The following is a 17,356-nucleotide window of genomic DNA, read 5'->3' on the forward strand; positions in this document are numbered from 1 at the left end:
AGAATGGATTATTCGGTATTAGCCCCGGTTTCCCGGAGTTATCCCCATCTGAAGGGCAGGTTGCCCACGTGTTACTCACCCGTCCGCCGCTAACTGAAGGAAGCAAGCTTCCAACAGTTCGCTCGACTTGCATGTATTAGGCATGCCGCCAGCGTTCGTCCTGAGCCAGGATCAAACTCTCCATAAGAGAAATTCGATTAGCTCGAGTTTCATTTGCTGGCATCAATTAAGATACTCATTTTGTTTATGTCATCGTTAGATGCATAAACTGTATTTCGTTAACGTTTTGCTGTTCAGTTTTCAAGGTTCATTTATTCTTTAAAATAATGGAGCGGGTAGGGAGAATCGAACTCCCATCATCAGCTTGGAAGGCTGAGGTTTTACCACTAAACTATACCCGCGTATAAGTTGTAATTAAATTGTAACGGTTGAGAATGTTTGGTGCGGTAAAGAGGATTTGAACCTCCACGGGGTTAACCCCCACTAGGCCCTCAACCTAGCGCGTCTGCCATTCCGCCACTACCGCTTTGTTTCAGCGACAATTACTAGTATACACCTTCAGTTTAATAAGTCAAGAACTTTCTTGAATTCTTTTTAAAATGAATGGTGAGCCGTACAGGATTCGAACCTGTGACCCTCTGATTAAAAGTCAGATGCTCTACCAACTGAGCTAACGGCTCATGTTAAAATGAAAGGAACAATTTGTCCCAAATACCTTTGATCTCTCTAAAGCATGTACCACGCAATAGAAATGGCTGGGGTAGCTGGATTCGAACCAACGAGTGACGGAGTCAAAGTCCGTTGCCTTACCGCTTGGCTATACCCCATCAATGATAACTCGCTATCAAATCTTCAGGGATTTGTTCGTTTTATTAAAAGTGACCCCTACGGGATTCGAACCCGTGATACCGCCGTGAAAGGGCGGTGTCTTAACCGCTTGACCAAGGGGCCTTAATGGTAATGTCGGTTCAGCAAGCGAATGGTTTGTTGCGCTTGTCTTAGTCGACTTTTACTATTATAGACAGGGTGTTGCCGTTCGTCAACCTTTTTGGACAATCTTTTTTAAATAACTTTTCAATATGCCTTAAAACGTTGATATGACAACCTTTCCGTTTATAATTTTTATAAGCTACAAAGCCGTCTTTCACTTCTTTTTATCAGATTGTATAAAAGGCATCCAATCGTTATGATTGAATGCCTTTCACGCTTTACTTCACTTTCGAGATCTCCCCTGCACATTTTCCACAGCGATACTTCGTGCAATCCATTCTTCTGCGCCTAGGATAATCCAGCCCGCAAGCCGTACAACGATATAGATGGATGATTGTACTTTTCGCTCTACGTTCCGTAAGCGGTTTGCAATGACGGGGTGAATTTGTCTCTTTCAGTAGCTGTTTAAAATCCGGATCCCCGTGTTTATATCCCTTTCCTTCTATATGAAGGTGATAATGACAAAGTTCATGTTTAATGATCCCGATCAATTCTTCTTCATCATGAAGTTTAATAACCAATGGGTTGATCTCTATAAAATGATTACTTAACTTGTAGCGACCACCCGTCGTCCGCAGCCTACTATTAAAAATCGCTTGATGGACAAACGGTTTGTGGAAGATTTCCAATGAGATCTGCTCAACCAGCTGCTGTAAATATTCTTCTGACATGCTGATTCTCTCCTTTATTTCTTAAGAGGAAGCATAGATAATGCGATTCGCCCTTTTTGACGATCGACAGAATCAATCCATACAGTAACAATATCACCGGATGCAACTACGTCTAATGGATGTTTCACATAACCTTTTTTCATTTTGGAGATGTGCACTAACCCATCTTCTGATACGCCAATGTCTACAAATGCACCGAAATCCACTACGTTGCGCACTGTTCCTTGCATTTCCATTCCTTCATATACATCTTTGATATCAAGTACATCTGCTTTTAATAAAGGTTGCGGGTAATCATCTCGCGGGTCGCGATTCGGACGCTGCAATGTTTGGATAATATCTTGCAATGTTATTTCTCCTACGTCCAGCTGCGCAGCAAGTTGCGGGATATCGACGTGTTCGAGAGCAGCCGTTGCTCCTTCTGTTCCAAGCTGTGATTTGTCGAGTTGCAATTCTTTCAATACAGCTTCTGCCACTTTATAACTCTCTGGGTGAATGCCTGTCGAGTCGAAGCGCTCTGTTGATTCTGGTATACGCAAGAAGCCAATTGCCTGTTCGTAAGTTTTCGCACCGAGTCTTGGTACCTTTTTCAGCTCTGTACGTTTTGTGAACTTACCTGCTTCATCTCTTGCTTTAACAATGTTCTCCGCAACGGCTTTTGACAGACCCGACACATACTGTAACAGCGAAGAGGAAGCGGTATTGACATTAACCCCCACTCGGTTCACCGCTGTTTCCACAACAAATGAAAGTGATTCGGTCAGATTTTTTTTCGCAACGTCATGCTGGTATTGTCCCACGCCGATAGATTCAGGATCAATTTTAACAAGTTCAGACAACGGATCTTGCAGTCTTCGTGCGATGGATACAGCACTCCTTTGCTCTACCTGCAAGTCTGGGAATTCTTCTCGTGCTTTTGCAGATGCTGAATAGACACTCGCACCTGCTTCATTGACAATTACATAGGAAATCGGCTCGTCCACTTCTTTAATTAGATCGACGATGAACTTTTCTGTCTCACGGGAAGCAGTTCCATTACCAATCGCGATAATGGATATTGGATATTTATTTAATAAATCGCGTAGTACTTTTTTTGATGCCTCTTTTTGTGGCTTTGGTGGATGGGGATAGATGACAGAGATATCATGTAACTTTCCTGTTTCATCCACTACCGCAAGTTTACACCCTGTTCTAAATGCAGGGTCTACACCAAGTACTGTTCTACCTTTCAATGGTGGTTGTAATAAAAGGCTACGCAGGTTTTCCGAAAACACATGAATTGCCTGCGTTTCTGCTTTTTCGGTTAACGTCGTTCGTACTTCTCTTTCTATCGAAGGCGCAATTAACCGTTTAAAAGAATCCTCTAACGCTTCTTTAATATACGTTGCAGATGAAGAAGGGTGTCGTTTTAGATACACACGCTCGAGATCTCCAATGACACGATCTGCTGGGAAACTTACCCCCACACGCAATACATCTTCTTTTTCTCCCCGATTAATCGCTAAAACGCGGTGAGGCACGATTTTACTGAGTGGCTCTTCATATTCGTAGTAGTTTTCAAAAACTTTCCGCTCATCTTCTGCACCTTTTTTAATAGTAGCTGTTAATTTCCCAGATGCCCATGTGATTTTACGGATTTTCTCTCGTATTGTTGCGTCTTCCGATACTCTCTCCGCAATGATGAACTTAGCACCTTCTAACGCATCCTCTACGGTAAGGATTTCTTTTTCAATATTGATATAGGCTTGTGCTGCAGAATCAATGTTCTCGGATGACTGTTGCATTAATTGATCAGCGAGAGGTTCCAAGCCTTTTTCAATCGCAATCATTGCTTTAGTACGTCGTTTCTGTTTATAAGGGCGATACAAGTCCTCGATTCGCTGCAATACAGTTGCACGTTCAATCTCTGCCTTTAACGTATCATCCAACTTTCCTTGTTCATCGATTAAACGCAGAACTTCTTCTTTTCGCTGTTCAAGCGACTTTATATAATGATAAGCATCTTCAATATCCTTGATTTGTACTTCATCGAGCGAGCCAGTTGCTTCCTTCCGGTACCGCGCAATAAAAGGTACAGTGTTGCCTTCCTCTAATAGTGCGATGACACTTGCCGTTTGGTGCTTACTAACTCCCGCACGACTTGCTGTTGCTTCCATATAATCTTTTGACAATTCCATCACCCTTTCCCCTTTCCATATAATAGCATGTTTCCAATACGCTTTCCTTCTGCAACTATTTATTTTCAAACACAAAAAAGCCGCTTCAACCTAATGAAGCAGGCTAGCTGCGATGAATGTTGCATCGTCGTCATCTTCAATCGTCCGTTCAACCTTTTTATACAATTGATACGGAGTGGAGTTTTCTTGTAAGTACTTTTTAGGACTTCGCAAATTCACACCGTCAGAATGAAGAAAGAACCGATCATTCTTATTATAAGGGTATCTTTGTGTACGAGGCGATTGGGGTCTTCCGGACAGATAGCCCATTACTGGTAAGGGATAAATCATCTGACCATTGGATTGTAGAATATAGATCCGGATGTTACCGACACAACTATATTCTATGGTCTGCTGTTTAAAATACACTTTTACAATCCCTACTGCCGCTCCGCGTTTATGCAACATTTGTTTATTGCAACGCAGTAACAAATCGTCAGGTGATTCATGATGATACATCTGTAAGACCTGTGGAATAATTTCAGCCGATTCTTTTGCTTCTGTTCCACTGCCTAAACCGTCTGCAATAGCACAAATAAAATAATCTTCTTCTGAATGAATGTAGTATGCATCCCCTGAATCTTTATTACCCTTTTTAGACTGTTGATATATATATGCCTCTACATAGTCATTCTCAAAAGTCTCCACTAATTTGCACCACCACTTGTTAGGATTACTTCTTGTAACTTCTTAATTGCTTTGCGTTGCAGTCTTGAAACGTGCATTTGGGAAATATCCAGTAATTCTCCAGCTTCTTTCTGGCTCATCTGATCGATATATGTATACTGGATAATTTGACGTTCGCGTTCACTTAAAACGTTCAGTGCATTCAAAACAAGCATACGCTGATCTGTCTTTTCAAAACCGCCATCAGTTTCACCAATGATATCAAGCAGTGTAATGGTTCCACCTTCTGAATCCGCGTCCAGTGTATGGTCAATCGACAGCGCTTGGTAACTTCTGCCCATTTCCATCGCTTCAAGTACTAATTCTTCGTCGGTACCAAGATATTCTGCTATTTCATAGACCATTGGCGAACGCTGAAATTCAGTCGTTAACGTTTCAACAGCCGCTTTTATCTTCGGCCCTAACTCTTTGATTCGTCTCGGTACGTGAACTGCCCAGGTTTTATCACGAAGGAATCGCTTAATTTCCCCGATGATTGTCGGTACGGCAAACGCTTCGAAGTTCCGTCCTTGCTCAGGATCATATCTCCGAATTGCTCCTAACAGTCCGAGCATTCCCGCCTGCACAATATCTTCATGATGAGATTGCCCACGGGAATATTTGCGCGCGATGGAGTGTACTAGTCGCTCATAATGCAGGACTAGTTGTGTTTGCGCATGGTCGTCATTATTCTCTTGATATTCATGTATCCATTTAATGACTTGCTCTTTTGTCTCACTGTCACGAGAAGACTGTTGATTTGACATGGTCCTCTCCCCGCTCTCTGCCCAAATATTTGGTCATGAAAACAATGACACCCTCCCCATGGTCAACTTTGACTTCATCCATTAATGTTTCCATCAAGTAAAGTCCTAAGCCACCTTCTCTAAGAGGTGAATCCTCATTCCAATCTTGATATGGGCCGACTTTTTTCTTTGTTTCTTCAAAGTCGAAGCTTTGACCATGATCTGTCACAACAATTTCCAGGCGATCTTTATAAAGGGCACACCCCAAAATCACTTCACCTGTTTTTTCATCATTATACGCGTGTTGCACAGCATTTGTCACTGCTTCACTTGCCGCGATCTTCAAATCTTCAATTTCGTCATATGTGAATCCAATACGACTTGCAAGACCTGATATAGCTAAACGAGCTACACCTACATACTGGGCTTTTGCCGGAACCTTTATTTCAATGTAATCAAACGCTTGCATTATCTTCGCCACCTTTAGATTGTTCAATCTCCATAATGTCACTGAGGCCCGTAATTTCAAACAATCGGTAAAGGCGTTGGTTTAGTCCTTTAATAACTAATTTCCCGTTATGCGCTTTTACTTCTTTATAGAATCCGACAAATATGCCTAAACCTGTACTGTCCATATAATTTACTTCAGATAAGTCTAATTCCACTTCGATTCCTTCTACTAACTCTAAAGTAGCCAAATGTTCTTTCAATTTTGGCGCTGTATATATATCGATTTCTCCGATAACTTTAAAATTATGTACGAGATCTTTATCAACTTGCTCAACTTGTAAATTCATTTCGCCACCCCGATCGCTTTCTCTATTTTCTATGAATGTATAGCATAGTTATATCCACTACACACTCATTGTTTTATACCCATTCTTAGACTTCTTAAACCTTCAATTTGTTTTTTTCAAAATCACAAGTGTGAAGTCATCGTGCAGTTCATAATTCTGCATTTTAGATAGCTCATTAAATAAATAGTCAACCATTGCTTGTGCACTTTCCAAACGTACTTCGTGCAATAGATTCTCTATAACATCCATTTCAATGAAGCCTTTATCTGTTCTAGTTTCCGTTACACCATCCGTCATAATCGCAATAAAGTCATTTTCTTCGAGACGCACAGTACGTTCTTCATACACCGCTTCTGCTTGAACGCCAAGTAACAGACCTTTACTTTCTAGCAAACTGTACGAATCTTCAGAAGCACGATAAAAGAGAGCGGGCTCATGCCCAGCTGAAGAATAACGGAATACCGAGTTTTCTGTATCGTATTTTCCATAAAACATAGAAATGAACATAGAATCAGCAATGCTTTGCTCCACCATTTTATTGATAAAGCTCAATACTTCAAAAGGACTTCTTTTCTCATACCGCAAGCTATCCATGCCAAACTTCACCATGGACATATGCATAGCTGCAGACATGCCTTTGCCGATAATATCGGCAACCGCCAAGCAAACTTCTTGTTCAGTTTCTTTTAGAAAGTATACATAATCACCGTTCATTTGCTTCGATGGCTTGGAGATCCAACCTATATCCAGACCCTCCAACATAGGAGTTGTTGTTTGTAGCAAAGTACTTTGTACTCTCACCGCAATATCCATCTCTGTTTGAATGACTTCTTGTTTGCGGATTAAGCTCTGGTGTTCTTTTAGCGCTAGTCCATAATGAATCATCATTTCAATTAAAAAATCGAAAGATACGCTGACATCGGCCGGCATATCTTTAATCAGTTCTTCAATAGACGTTTTATGAATACTGATGACATCTTCCGGCGCGATATTCTTTTCTATGAAGCTGCGGCTGAATTGCTGTCCCAAATAGAGAGCTTCTTCCCCTTTGGAGTGCAGATAATTCTCCAGCATTTGCTTATACTGCCTACCCGCCTCTTGTGGCAATACCCTTCAACTCCTAGTGCAACCATTTAGTCGCTGTAATAGTGGTACCTACGCCCACTTCTGTTTCTACACGAAAATCATCCATCAATCGTTTGACTCCTGGCATTCCTGCACCTAGCCCTCCAGACGTCGTGTATCCATCTGTCATAACTTTTTGTAAATCAGAAATTCCCGGTCCTTCATCGGTAGCGGTAATTAGTAATCCCACCCGTACACCTACTGTAATAGGCACAATTTCGATTCGACCTTTTCCTGCGTAAAGATATATGTTTCTTGCTAATTCACTAATGGCAGTCGTAATTCTAGCTTGGTCGACTGTCCCAAAACCCGTACTTTTCGCCTCATTACGTCCTAATTGTCTAGCAGCAACAATATCCCATTCTGTCTTGATCTCTATAGAAGACCTGTGTTCCATGGTCAGGCCTCCAATTCTCTAGTCAATTTCTCTAGTCAATTTCTCTAGCCCATTCTCTAGATCTAATGCAGTTGTCACGTTCTCTAAACGGATGCCTAATTCAATTAGCGTGATAGCTACAGATGGTTGAATACCTGTGATAACAACTTTCGCACCCATTAGACTTGTCATATGAATAACATCTCCAAGTACTTTAGCGATGAATGAATCAATAAAGTCGATTGGCGTCAAATCAATCACAACGCCTCGTGCAGACGTTTTATGCAGTTGATTCAATAAATCTTCTTGGAATTGTAATGCTGTCTGATCGTCAAGCTCTACTTGAATAGATACAATCAATGTGTCTTTTAGCTTTAGAATCGGGATTCGCATCTTCATACTACATTTCCTCCTCCACAATTGTTCGACCTGTCATTTCAAGCGCCTTTTGCATACCTCTGCGTAACGTGCTAGTCGTCGAGAAATCTGTAAGATTAATGCCAAGCGTTACAATAGTTTGCGCAATTTCCGGACGAATACCGACTAGCATACATTTTGCACCTACTAAACGAACAGCATCTGCCGCCTGGATGATATGATGTGCAACCATCGTGTCTACTACTGGAACACCTGTAATATCAAGTAATACGACTTCAGCTCGCTGCTTGACAACGCCTTCCAATAAATTCTCCATGATCAATTTCGCACGTTCCGTATCGATTGTACCGACTAACGGCATGACAGATATCTTGTCGAAAACAGGAATTAATGAAGCCGATAGTTCTTGCAATGCAATCTTCTGCAAAATATCCGTACGTTCCCACTTTGTGGAGTATTCTTCAATAATGCTTTCTCTTAACGGATTGATCCAGTTCGAGAAGATGTTAATCCCTTCGCGTAAGTTAGACTCTTGTAAAATCCCCGTTTCAAAGAATAGATTATATACGACAGAAGAAAACGTATCAATTGCCCGATTGATGAATTTAATAGACCATCCAAAATGAATGATTTTTTCCGTGAACTCATCCAAACGTGCCTTGTCCACTGTATCGCGGTACGTTAGATTGGATGTCATCAGTTCTGTAAACTCCCTACTAGTTGTTGCTACTACAGGCGCTGGCATTAATTCCAGAAAACGTTCATCTGCGTTCTCTTTCATCTCCTCTACCCAACGCGTCGTAATTGTATCTATATTTTCAACTATACCTTTTCTCATGACTTCGTTCATCGTTATTTGTTCCTCCCTACATCTTCAGTTATCTCCATTGTATCGAATTTCGCTGCAAACTACATGTATTTTGTCGTTTTTTTCGAATTTACTATAAAAAAACACTATAACCAATTGGCTATAGTGTTTCAAGCAGCCATTAGTTACTGGCGCCATCCGCAATAAAATTTGTTGGAATATGTATGCTAAAATTTAATAAGTCCGAAGCTTACTTGTAACGCTTCGTCGACTTGTTTCATTAACGCATCGTCTAAGTGAGTTATTTTGTCTGTAAGCCTTGACTTGTCGATTGTGCGGACTTGCTCGAGCAGGATGACTGAATCCCGCTCGAATCCATGCCGGGCCGCAGTAATTTCGACATGTGTCGGCAATTTTGCTTTTTGAATTTGTGCAGTAATGGCTGCTACAATCACTGTGGGACTGAATCGGTTACCAATATCATTTTGGATGATCAGTACCGGCCTAGTCCCACCCTGTTCAGAACCGACTACAGGTGACAAATCTGCAAAAAAGACGTCTCCGCGTTTAATTGCCAACTTTTCATCCTCCGCTGACGCAACGTTCTACGGTATGCTGAGCTTCAAATTCCGCATATAAACATTCTGCCGCTATGTTGAGGTTGATTTGCGACATTTCCACATAACCTCTTATCATGGCTTCACGTAATAAGGAAGCTTCACCATGTTCGATATGTTTCACATCTGTCGTATAAACGAAATCTTCTTGCACTTGCTCCCATTGAAAGATTGCGTCTTCATTTTGCTGTTGCAATCTGGTTGAGGCTATACTAAGTATTCTTTTATCGTTTTTATCCGTACGCAAATCGAGCACCTCCGACAAACCCATCCCTCTATTTCTATATCAATTCTATCTTACCACTTATATTGGAATATGAAAAGACAAGGTTTGAAGTGTTTTGACAAGAAATACTAGTTTCGTCAGTAGAATGTCGAATTGAATGATCGTTGCGTCATATATTCCAATAGATAGTTTCGACTTTTTTACGTATAGACTCTCGGTATCCGTGTAGAAAATGTTACAGCTATTTCATAGGGTATCGTGTTTAAGCGTTCAGACCATTCTTCTATAGCTATTTCTTCTTTGCCTTGTTTACCGATCAGTACCACCTTTTCACCTTCAGGATATTCACGAGGTAATCGGATCATGCATTGGTCCATGCAAATGGTGCCAACAATCGGTACCCTCTTGCCGTCAATTAGTACTTCCTGACCTGTAAGCGAACGCTTTAAACCATCCGCATAGCCCACCGGTAATGTACCGATCCATTCTCCTTCAACAGCCTCATACGTACCACCATAGCTAATCGCCTCACCAGCAGTCATCTGTTTCACGTAAGTTAATTCAGTTTCAAGCGCTAATGCTCGCTTAAGTTTAAATGGTAGCTGCTTTGCCACAGTATCAGACGGCGGTATTCCGTATAAACTTATGCCAAAACGGACAGCATCTAGTGCATATTCAGGAAACAACAATGCCCCCGCGCTATTGGACGCATGAATAAGACGCGGTTTTTCAGGCAAACAATTTACTAGGCGCATGAATCGCTCAAACTGTCGCCGTGTTGGTTCTCGATCTTCTTCATCTGCACGTGCGAAATGTGTGAATACACCATCAATAGATAGATCGGACTGTTGAATACACTTCACCAATTGAGCAAGCTCTTCTTCAGTCCGTACTCCAATTCTACCCATTCCGCTGTCGATTTTTACATGAATCCTGCATTTATTATCAAATGGTTGTTGAGCAATCACTTGTTTTACCCAACTCTCACTCGTGACCGTTAATATAATGCGATGTTGTGCTGCTACTGCCGCAAATGATACCGGTGAAAGTCCCAGCACGAGTATATCCGCTGTCGGCTGTGTCTTCCTGAGCGTCATAGCTTCATCCGGAGTAGCAACAGCGAACATTTCTGCTCCCGCTTGTAATGCAACGGAAGCAGCCTGCGCGACTCCATGACCATATCCATCTGATTTGACGACCGCGATCAACTTAGTTTTTTTAGGTAAATAAGAAATAAGCTGTTCTGCATTGTGTTTAATAGCCGCCGTGTTAATAACCGCTCGTGTTGGCCGATATTGTGTTTCGTTGAACATTTCCTTCCACCTCGTTATAGGATAGACTGTAGCATGCAATAATTATCTATCCAAAGGCACAGTCTAGTCAATTGATTCAGCCGTTGATTACTTCGATTCAGTTGCTGTCATTGAATTCGCTACAGTAATCAGTTCTTCCTTGCTTAACATGTCAGATGCAACAAAGAACGCCATGCCATTTGCTTCCCAGTGAATGGATTGGTCTGTCAATGCCGCTACTGCGAATCCTAGATCAACCGGATCACCTTCTATGGATACAGGCATTTCATTCAATGGCTTTTCAGCTGGTTCTTGAATCACAACATATTCCTTATCCCCACTGAATGTCATGATAACACGCTGACCATTCTCAATTTCCACACTCTTTTCTTCTGACAATGTAGTACCTTGTAAATTAGCAACCGGATAGTACGTTTGTTGATTTACCTTAGCCTGGGCTTCCCCATCACCTTCTGTTGCTTCTTCTTCAGAATCCGCTTTATCGCCGTCTGCTTTTGGTTTATCCATTTCCACCTTATATTCAGCAACTTTATGCTCTACACCCAATGCAATTTTATCGAACTTAATGGAGATCTTTTCTTCACCTGCTTCATCATGGATCGTCACCTTATTTGGTAACAAAGTCTTTTTATCGATATGAATTTTCTGAGTTGGTAAAAGTGACTTATGATTATTGCGTGTCGCCGTTTCAAAGATATACTCTTTTTCCTTTTCTTCCATGACTGCCGCCTTGTCTGCCTTAATATCTTCAGCAAGCGTTCCGATCAGATACCCCTGACTGTTTTGTGCCGGCCAGTCACTTTGGAATTTGTAGGTTTTGCCGAGTGACGGTGTAATGACGAATACGCCTTCTTCGTTACGAACGATCATTTGTGACTCTTCATTCCCCGATTGTGTCACATTTACTTTGTAAAACTCCGGCTTAGTATGCCATACTTCCACATTGTACACCCGAGGCTCTGAACCTGTTTTGATTTCCATCGAAGCATTTAACTCGTAGCCTTTTGTTTCGTTCCACTTATTACTAAGTTTCTTCATGACATCTTCTTTGGAGGGTTTACCGCATCCTCCTAGTACTAACATAACTGCGATGACTGTTAACAAGATAATTTTTTTCCGCATTCTTTTCATCCTTTCTCCAATCAATTCGGGTAGCTTATCTTATGAGAGGGATGAATCGATTATGCGAGCTTGTTTTAAATTCTAATTAGATGCTTTCAGAGTTCCATTAAGACCACTTGTGCAGCAGCTACAGTTTGGGTATGTGTAATGCTAACGAACCCCTGAACCAGCTGACTATGAAAGTACAGTACAGGACGACCACTTGCTTCTGAAATGACTTCGATGTCCAGAAAACTGCAATCTGCTCCTATTCCAGTACCTCGCGCTTTAGAGAATGCCTCTTTGGCGGCAAACCGGCCTGCCAAGTATTCGATTTTACGGCGGCCACTTAGTGTTTCATATACATGTAGTTCTCTTTCGGACAATATCCGTTCTCTGAATTTGGTATTGCGGCCATCCAAACGGGCTACACGGTCCAATTCCACGATGTCTAATCCAATTCCTTGAATCAAAATGAACAACTCCTTTCCCTTCAAGTTAAATAATATGTATAATCAGTACAGAAGATTGAGGTGAAACCATGTTTATACGAACGGAAAATTTTTCACAATATGTTCGCGCCTATCCCGTCGTGACATTTTTGCTTGCCTTAAATATCGGGATATTTATCTACACATTGATTCCCGGTATTGGTAATCAACTCTTTTTATTTGGCCTGGGAGATAACTTCCTCATTGCGAATGGAGAGTATTGGCGCTTAATAACCCCGATGTTTTTGCATGGCGGTTTTATGCACTTACTATTTAACATGTTCTCGCTTTTCGTTTTCGGACCAGAGCTTGAGAAAATCGCGGGGAAAGCACGGTTTATTACAGTGTATATGTTAGCCGGCTTATTCGGCGATATCGCAACATACTTCGTGCAGCCTGCCGCTTATACGCACGTCGGTGCAAGTGGTGCGATTTTCGGTGTGTTCGGTGCGTTTGGTGCACTTGTGTATTACACGAAGCATGCGTTTCCGCAGTTGAGACAAGTAATTTTGCCGATTATCGTCATTAGTGTTGTGATGACGTTTGTAGGAACGAATATCAACGTGACTGCGCACATAGCAGGATTGCTCACAGGATTCCTAATTGGACTGAGCTTCTTCAACCCGAAGAACATCGTCAGTTGGCGAAAGAAATAGTATCACGCAAGGCCAGGCGAGGGTTCGCTTGGCCGTTTTCTGTGTATTTTCCAGAAATTAAAGCACCTGTCCAGAGTCTCAAAGCGCAACAAGGAGTATCTTCCACTTATACTGCTGGGATTGAATCGTAGGAGCGGGACTCCTCAGGAAACGTCCCCTCCGAAGCGCAAATCCCCTATCCCGTCAGTTTATTTACTTTCATTAAGCATCAAAAGCCAGACAGGTTTAGTTGTCTGGCTTTGTTTGCGATTCTGCGCTTTCTAAGTGGAACTCATACCAAGACAGGAACTTTTCTGCGTCTTCCTGAGGCATGTGGCGAATGGCTGGGGCATCAAGTGACATGCCGGATTTGACATTGACCGTGACGGTCGCAACCTTTTTTCTGCGATGGAAATAATTCTGATCCAACTCCATTGACTGGATCCGACTCTTCTCCGTAAACACCGTCTGCCGGCTGATTGTCCGAAAACGCATCGTTAACTGTTTCGGCAAGATGGTGTAAGCCGCTGTCTTGTATTGCCAAATACCGTGCAAACCTACCAACGGCAGCAGTAACAACATCAGCAAGCCGAATGGGAAAAATTTGTACGAGACAATCGCTATCGGTATTAATGTCACAAGTAACTTAAAACGATAGTAGAAACGTTTTCCTCTACCACCAATTCTTTCTGTCGGTTCACTGAATTCTATATTTGGAAATAGCTCCTGTAACGGTTCAATGATGCGGTTTCGTTTCGCTAGCGGGAAAAGTTTGATTCTAGAACCTTCTCCCACTCCCCCTGCGCTATTGATGATGACCGCTCCATAGCCGAATAGTTGACGGAGAGGATTTTCAGTGATCGTGATATTCTGTACTCGTTTCAACGGCACAGTAACTCTTTTTTTCTCGAGCAACCCTCGCGTGATGACTAAATCATCTTTCTCACGCATGACCTTGAAATCATAATTTGCAAGAAATGTCATCGCAACGGATAGTATCCAAACGACAAGAAAACCGAGTGCTACTAAAATCGCAATGACGAAGACACCGATACGGATGAACGATTTCAGCTCTCCGAACAACCAATCGTACGGAATGAGTTCTTCGATTTGTGATAAAAATACGATTGCACCAGATAAAATAACCCCGATCCCACCTGAAGTTGTCGCAAGCATAAGCAAGTCACCTGTCGTCATGGAGAAAATTACTGGCGCTGGTTGTTTTGCTACCCGCAATTCTTCCGCCGGGTCTCTAATCAATTGCCACTCTGTTTGATCAAATATTGCCGGTTCCGGACCTAGGACTTTCTCTTTTTTCGCCCGCTTGATTTCTTTTTCAATCTGTTGCGCCGCTTCATTCGTGATGGCAGTTAATTCGGCTTCGGCATCTTTACCTGAAGATGAGCCTGCTGTTTCTATTTTGACTTTCACCAACTGGAACGGCCGGTGAAAAATACCTTCTGTGTAATCCAGACTTTGAATACGATCGAATGGAATGTAACGCTTTTTCCGCACAAACAAACCCGATACGATGCGCAATTCTTGATCCTCAAACCAGTAATCAAAACGACGCCATTTTACAATACCTGAAACTAACGTGAATACGATCAGCACGCCAAATAAAATCAACGACCAATACTGGATATACCATGGAGCTGTACTTTCTCCTTTGAAACCATTCACGAAAACCAAAATCACGAATGGACCAATCAATTCTTTCAGCGTGTTCGCAGTCTCAACGACAGCAGATATCCAATGAAGTTTATAACGTGGTTCAGACATCGTCTTTCGCCACCCTTGCAAACGTGGATATACGGTTGCGTAGTTCATCTGCCTCTTCCGTCACGAGCGCAGGAATGGAATGATTAGTCGCTGCAGTAGAGATCGTGATGGAAGCTAGACCGTACTTACGTAAAATTGGTCCTTCTGCTGTATCCACGTGCTGAACGCGGACCATCGGAATGAGTGTGCGATTGACGATGAATAATCCGTGTTGAAGTTCAATTTCCGCTTCACGTACTTCATAACGCCAGCGTTGCCAACGAATTTTCGGGAATAAGTAAATCGATAAAAATGCATGTAATAGTACAACTACCGTAACGACGATCATAATCCAAATTGGCCAATCAAAAAAGTACGATAAAAAACCTAATCCGACTGCTACTGCCAGTATGATCACACTTTGAATCGTTCCATATAATCTCCAAACAGTTAACCCTTTTCTGGAAATTTGATTTGAAGGTTGTTGCCTCACAGATCCACCTCTTTTCAGATTTCTACTTATACTTATCAAACTACCATGAAAATATTTTACTCTAGTCGATCATATCATATTCACGACAAAAAAATCCGGGCTGCTATAATGCAGACCCGGATTTTATATTTTCTATTCTTATCGTTCTGAACGGTTACTGCTGTTACGTCTTGAACCGCCATCTCTTCTTGCGCTATCACGAGGTCCGCTGCTACGTCTTGAACCGCCGCCAGAACCGCCACCGCTGAAGTTTCTGCTGCGTCCGCCTTGTGAACGTCCGCCGCTGCGATTACCACCTTTATAGCCTCCACCTGAACGGGATGAAGAAGGTCTGCGTGAAGGTAATGGACGCTCTTCTGTAATGCTTACAGGTGTTTCATCAATATTTTTAGTCAATGATTTAAGAGCTGCCGCCACAATTTCTTTCGCATCATGCTTTTCAAGCAATTGCGCTGCTAATCCAGCGTAGTCTTCTGAGTTTTGTTGGTCAATTACTTCAATCAGTGAATCCACTGCATTTTTCTTCTGCTCAAGCAATGCTTCATCAGAAGTTGGTGGACGTAGGGGAGTCATACGCTTCTTAGTCGTTTCCTCAACGATGCGAAGGTAACCCATTTCACGTGGCGTTACGAATGTAACAGCCACTCCACTTTTACCAGCACGGCCAGTACGGCCGATACGGTGAACATAGCTCTCTGGATCTTGTGGAATGTCAAAGTTGTAAACATGTGTTACGCCCGAGATATCCAATCCACGTGCAGCTACGTCTGTCGCTACAAGTACATCGATTTTATTGTCTTTAAACTGACGCAAAACTGACATACGTTTTGCTTGTGTCAAGTCACCGTGGATTCCTTCAGCAATATAGCCGCGAATACTTAGTGCATGAGCCAACTCATCTACCCGGCGCTTTGTGCGTCCGAATACGATAGCCAATTCAGGCTGTTGAACGTTCAACAATCTTGATAACACATCAAATTTCTCACGTTCATGAGACTTTACGAAGAACTGTTCAATGTTCTCAACAGTCATTTCTTTGGACTTAATTTTAACTATTTCTGGGTTTTTCATGAAAGTTTCTGCAATTTTACGGATTGGAGCTGGCATAGTTGCTGAGAATAGCAACGTCTGGCGCTCAGCCGGTACGCTTGCAAGAATTGTATTGATATCTTCGATGAATCCCATGTTCAACATTTCATCCGCTTCGTCCAAGACAAGTGTTTGAACGTGATCAAGCTTCAATGTTTTACGGTTGATATGGTCCAAAATACGTCCCGGTGTACCGACTACGATATTTGGATTATTACGAAGTGCACGGATTTGACGTCCGATTTCTTGACCGCCATAAACGGAAAGTACTTTCGCGCGGCTACCATAGCCTACTTTATAAATTTCTTCTGATACTTGGATTGCCAATTCACGAGTTGGTGCGATGACCAAAGCTTGAACTGCCGTGCTCTTTGGATCCAATTTTTCAATGATTGGAATACCGAATGCTGCCGTTTTACCAGTACCTGTTTGTGCTTGCCCGATTACGTCGCGGCCTTCCATACCAAAAGTGATTGTCCCCTCTTGGATTGGCGTCGCCTCTTCAAACCCCATGCGTATTAAAGCCTTTTGTGTTGTTTCGTTAATATTCAATTCTGAAAACTTCGTCAAAATATTCAATCTCCTTTATTTCTCCATTTGACAATTGGTTACATCTGCAAATGAAAGCGCGGCAAATTCGAGCCATGTACTTTGAAAATTGGGAGCGTTTCCGATATATCCATCTCTGGTTTATAAAAAGAATCTTCTAGAAGGATTCTTGTGGTCGAGAGAAGTCATATCAATTACACTTATCGTAATTGCGTCCAGATTTTTATACAGCACAATGTAAAATCTGTGACATACAAGGAAAGCTCGGTCCTTGCCGAGCGGTGATAACGGCAAGTCATTGCTAGTTT

Annotated in this window: 19 protein-coding genes, 5 tRNA genes and 1 rRNA gene; 1 reads left to right on the forward strand and 24 read right to left on the reverse strand. The window is 42.1% G+C overall.

Annotated features, from left to right (window positions below; all coding sequences use genetic code 11):
• The 21 genes from H605_RS0113465 to acpS all read right to left on the reverse strand — a co-directional run.
• Nucleotides 1-187, reverse strand: a 16S ribosomal RNA gene (locus tag H605_RS0113465); the annotation flags it as partial.
• Between the two features lie 140 nt (nucleotides 188-327).
• Nucleotides 328-401: transfer RNA gene (locus H605_RS0113470), tRNA-Gly, on the reverse strand.
• Between the two features lie 38 nt (nucleotides 402-439).
• Nucleotides 440-526 (reverse strand) — tRNA-Leu (locus tag H605_RS0113475).
• 78 nt (nucleotides 527-604) lie between these two features.
• Nucleotides 605-680 (reverse strand) — tRNA-Lys (locus tag H605_RS0113480).
• Nucleotides 681-752: 72 nt separating this feature from the next.
• Nucleotides 753-827 (reverse strand) — tRNA-Gln (locus tag H605_RS0113485).
• A gap of 52 nt (nucleotides 828-879) precedes the next feature.
• Nucleotides 880-951: transfer RNA gene (locus tag H605_RS0113490), tRNA-Glu, on the reverse strand.
• 257 nt (nucleotides 952-1,208) lie between these two features.
• The gene (locus H605_RS0113495; protein ID WP_029054712.1) at nucleotides 1,209-1,661 is read right to left on the reverse strand and encodes a SprT family protein; all 453 of its coding nucleotides are present in this window, start codon (nucleotides 1,659-1,661) and stop codon (nucleotides 1,209-1,211) included.
• 14 nt (nucleotides 1,662-1,675) lie between these two features.
• Entirely contained in the window at nucleotides 1,676-3,838 is a 2,163-nt protein-coding gene (locus tag H605_RS0113500; protein ID WP_029054713.1) for a Tex family protein, read from the reverse strand.
• A 90-nt stretch (nucleotides 3,839-3,928) separates the two neighbouring features.
• Nucleotides 3,929-4,525 carry a PP2C family serine/threonine-protein phosphatase gene (locus tag H605_RS0113505; RefSeq protein ID WP_029054714.1) on the reverse strand — a complete coding sequence of 199 codons (597 nt, stop codon included), beginning with the start codon at nucleotides 4,523-4,525 and terminating at the stop codon, nucleotides 3,929-3,931.
• The gene (gene sigB / locus H605_RS0113510) at nucleotides 4,525-5,310 is read right to left on the reverse strand and encodes an RNA polymerase sigma factor SigB (protein WP_029054715.1); all 786 of its coding nucleotides are present in this window, start codon (nucleotides 5,308-5,310) and stop codon (nucleotides 4,525-4,527) included. Before sigB ends, H605_RS0113505 begins: the two co-directional genes overlap by 1 nt.
• Nucleotides 5,285-5,758 carry an anti-sigma B factor RsbW gene (gene rsbW / locus H605_RS0113515; RefSeq protein WP_029054716.1) on the reverse strand — a complete coding sequence of 158 codons (474 nt, stop codon included), beginning with the start codon at nucleotides 5,756-5,758 and terminating at the stop codon, nucleotides 5,285-5,287. The genes sigB and rsbW overlap by 26 nt, the downstream gene beginning before the upstream one ends.
• On the reverse strand, nucleotides 5,745-6,086 hold the full coding sequence (locus tag H605_RS0113520; protein WP_029054717.1) for an STAS domain-containing protein: 342 nt from the start codon (nucleotides 6,084-6,086) through the stop codon (nucleotides 5,745-5,747). The genes rsbW and H605_RS0113520 overlap by 14 nt, the downstream gene beginning before the upstream one ends.
• A 102-nt stretch (nucleotides 6,087-6,188) precedes the next feature.
• Nucleotides 6,189-7,193, reverse strand: a complete 1,005-nt coding sequence (locus tag H605_RS0113525) for a PP2C family protein-serine/threonine phosphatase (RefSeq protein WP_029054718.1) — start codon at nucleotides 7,191-7,193, stop codon at nucleotides 6,189-6,191.
• 13 nt (nucleotides 7,194-7,206) lie between these two features.
• Nucleotides 7,207-7,608: an anti-sigma regulatory factor gene (locus H605_RS0113530; protein WP_029054719.1), complete on the reverse strand. Its 402-nt coding sequence runs from the start codon at nucleotides 7,606-7,608 to the stop codon at nucleotides 7,207-7,209.
• Nucleotides 7,609-7,626: 18 nt separating this feature from the next.
• Nucleotides 7,627-7,986: an STAS domain-containing protein gene (locus H605_RS0113535; RefSeq protein ID WP_029054720.1), complete on the reverse strand. Its 360-nt coding sequence runs from the start codon at nucleotides 7,984-7,986 to the stop codon at nucleotides 7,627-7,629.
• 1 nt (nucleotide 7,987) lies between these two features.
• Complete coding sequence (locus H605_RS0113540; protein WP_029054721.1) at nucleotides 7,988-8,815, reverse strand: RsbT co-antagonist protein RsbRA; 828 nt, start codon at nucleotides 8,813-8,815, stop codon at nucleotides 7,988-7,990.
• Nucleotides 8,816-9,000: 185 nt separating this feature from the next.
• Nucleotides 9,001-9,351, reverse strand: a complete 351-nt coding sequence (locus H605_RS0113545; protein WP_029054722.1) for a type II toxin-antitoxin system PemK/MazF family toxin — start codon at nucleotides 9,349-9,351, stop codon at nucleotides 9,001-9,003.
• A 4-nt stretch (nucleotides 9,352-9,355) separates the two neighbouring features.
• Nucleotides 9,356-9,661: a hypothetical protein gene (locus H605_RS19585; protein ID WP_029054723.1), complete on the reverse strand. Its 306-nt coding sequence runs from the start codon at nucleotides 9,659-9,661 to the stop codon at nucleotides 9,356-9,358.
• Between the two features lie 155 nt (nucleotides 9,662-9,816).
• A complete protein-coding gene (alr, locus tag H605_RS0113555; RefSeq protein ID WP_029054724.1) occupies nucleotides 9,817-10,929 on the reverse strand; it encodes an alanine racemase in 1,113 nt (370 codons plus the stop codon).
• Between the two features lie 87 nt (nucleotides 10,930-11,016).
• Entirely contained in the window at nucleotides 11,017-12,051 is a 1,035-nt protein-coding gene (locus tag H605_RS0113560; protein WP_029054725.1) for a LolA family protein, read from the reverse strand.
• Nucleotides 12,052-12,146: 95 nt separating this feature from the next.
• Nucleotides 12,147-12,503, reverse strand: a complete 357-nt coding sequence (gene acpS, locus H605_RS0113565; RefSeq protein WP_029054726.1) for a holo-ACP synthase — start codon at nucleotides 12,501-12,503, stop codon at nucleotides 12,147-12,149.
• A 68-nt stretch (nucleotides 12,504-12,571) separates the two neighbouring features.
• Between acpS and H605_RS0113570 the strand changes: the two genes are divergently transcribed.
• Complete coding sequence (locus H605_RS0113570; protein ID WP_029054727.1) at nucleotides 12,572-13,177, forward strand: rhomboid family intramembrane serine protease; 606 nt, start codon at nucleotides 12,572-12,574, stop codon at nucleotides 13,175-13,177.
• A 225-nt stretch (nucleotides 13,178-13,402) separates the two neighbouring features.
• On the opposite strand, the gene H605_RS0113575 is transcribed toward H605_RS0113570, so the two are convergent.
• The 3 genes from H605_RS0113575 to cshA all read right to left on the reverse strand — a co-directional run bounded on the left by H605_RS0113575 (nucleotide 13,403) and on the right by cshA (nucleotide 17,069).
• On the reverse strand, nucleotides 13,403-14,938 hold the full coding sequence (locus H605_RS0113575; RefSeq protein WP_029054728.1) for a PH domain-containing protein: 1,536 nt from the start codon (nucleotides 14,936-14,938) through the stop codon (nucleotides 13,403-13,405).
• Nucleotides 14,931-15,410 carry a PH domain-containing protein gene (locus H605_RS0113580; RefSeq protein ID WP_029054729.1) on the reverse strand — a complete coding sequence of 160 codons (480 nt, stop codon included), beginning with the start codon at nucleotides 15,408-15,410 and terminating at the stop codon, nucleotides 14,931-14,933. The genes H605_RS0113575 and H605_RS0113580 overlap by 8 nt, the downstream gene beginning before the upstream one ends.
• A 138-nt stretch (nucleotides 15,411-15,548) precedes the next feature.
• Nucleotides 15,549-17,069, reverse strand: coding sequence for a degradosome RNA helicase CshA (gene cshA, locus H605_RS0113585; RefSeq protein WP_029054730.1), 1,521 nt, complete (start codon nucleotides 17,067-17,069; stop codon nucleotides 15,549-15,551).
• Nucleotides 17,070-17,356 lie beyond the last annotated feature (287 nt).

The organism is Sporosarcina ureae DSM 2281 (assembly GCF_000425545.1).
GTDB classification, from domain to species: Bacteria; Bacillota; Bacilli; order Bacillales_A; family Planococcaceae; genus Sporosarcina; species Sporosarcina ureae.

Excerpts from the sequence above, each read along its gene's own strand:
- H605_RS0113495 (WP_029054712.1), bottom strand. The coding sequence starts at position 1,661 with ATGTCAGAAGAATATTTACAGCAGCTGGTTGAGCAGATCTCATTGGAA.
- H605_RS0113500 (WP_029054713.1), bottom strand. The coding sequence starts at position 3,838 with ATGGAATTGTCAAAAGATTATATGGAAGCAACAGCAAGTCGTGCGGGA.
- sigB (WP_029054715.1), bottom strand. The coding sequence starts at position 5,310 with ATGTCAAATCAACAGTCTTCTCGTGACAGTGAGACAAAAGAGCAAGTC.
- rsbW (WP_029054716.1), bottom strand. The coding sequence starts at position 5,758 with ATGCAAGCGTTTGATTACATTGAAATAAAGGTTCCGGCAAAAGCCCAG.
- H605_RS0113520 (WP_029054717.1), bottom strand. The coding sequence starts at position 6,086 with ATGAATTTACAAGTTGAGCAAGTTGATAAAGATCTCGTACATAATTTT.
- H605_RS0113530 (WP_029054719.1), bottom strand. The coding sequence starts at position 7,608 with ATGGAACACAGGTCTTCTATAGAGATCAAGACAGAATGGGATATTGTT.
- H605_RS0113535 (WP_029054720.1), bottom strand. The coding sequence starts at position 7,986 with ATGAAGATGCGAATCCCGATTCTAAAGCTAAAAGACACATTGATTGTA.
- H605_RS0113540 (WP_029054721.1), bottom strand. The coding sequence starts at position 8,815 with ATGAACGAAGTCATGAGAAAAGGTATAGTTGAAAATATAGATACAATT.
- H605_RS19585 (WP_029054723.1), bottom strand. The coding sequence starts at position 9,661 with ATGGGTTTGTCGGAGGTGCTCGATTTGCGTACGGATAAAAACGATAAA.
- alr (WP_029054724.1), bottom strand. The coding sequence starts at position 10,929 with ATGTTCAACGAAACACAATATCGGCCAACACGAGCGGTTATTAACACG.
- H605_RS0113560 (WP_029054725.1), bottom strand. The coding sequence starts at position 12,051 with ATGCGGAAAAAAATTATCTTGTTAACAGTCATCGCAGTTATGTTAGTA.
- H605_RS0113570 (WP_029054727.1), top strand. The coding sequence starts at position 12,572 with ATGTTTATACGAACGGAAAATTTTTCACAATATGTTCGCGCCTATCCC.
- H605_RS0113575 (WP_029054728.1), bottom strand. The coding sequence starts at position 14,938 with ATGTCTGAACCACGTTATAAACTTCATTGGATATCTGCTGTCGTTGAG.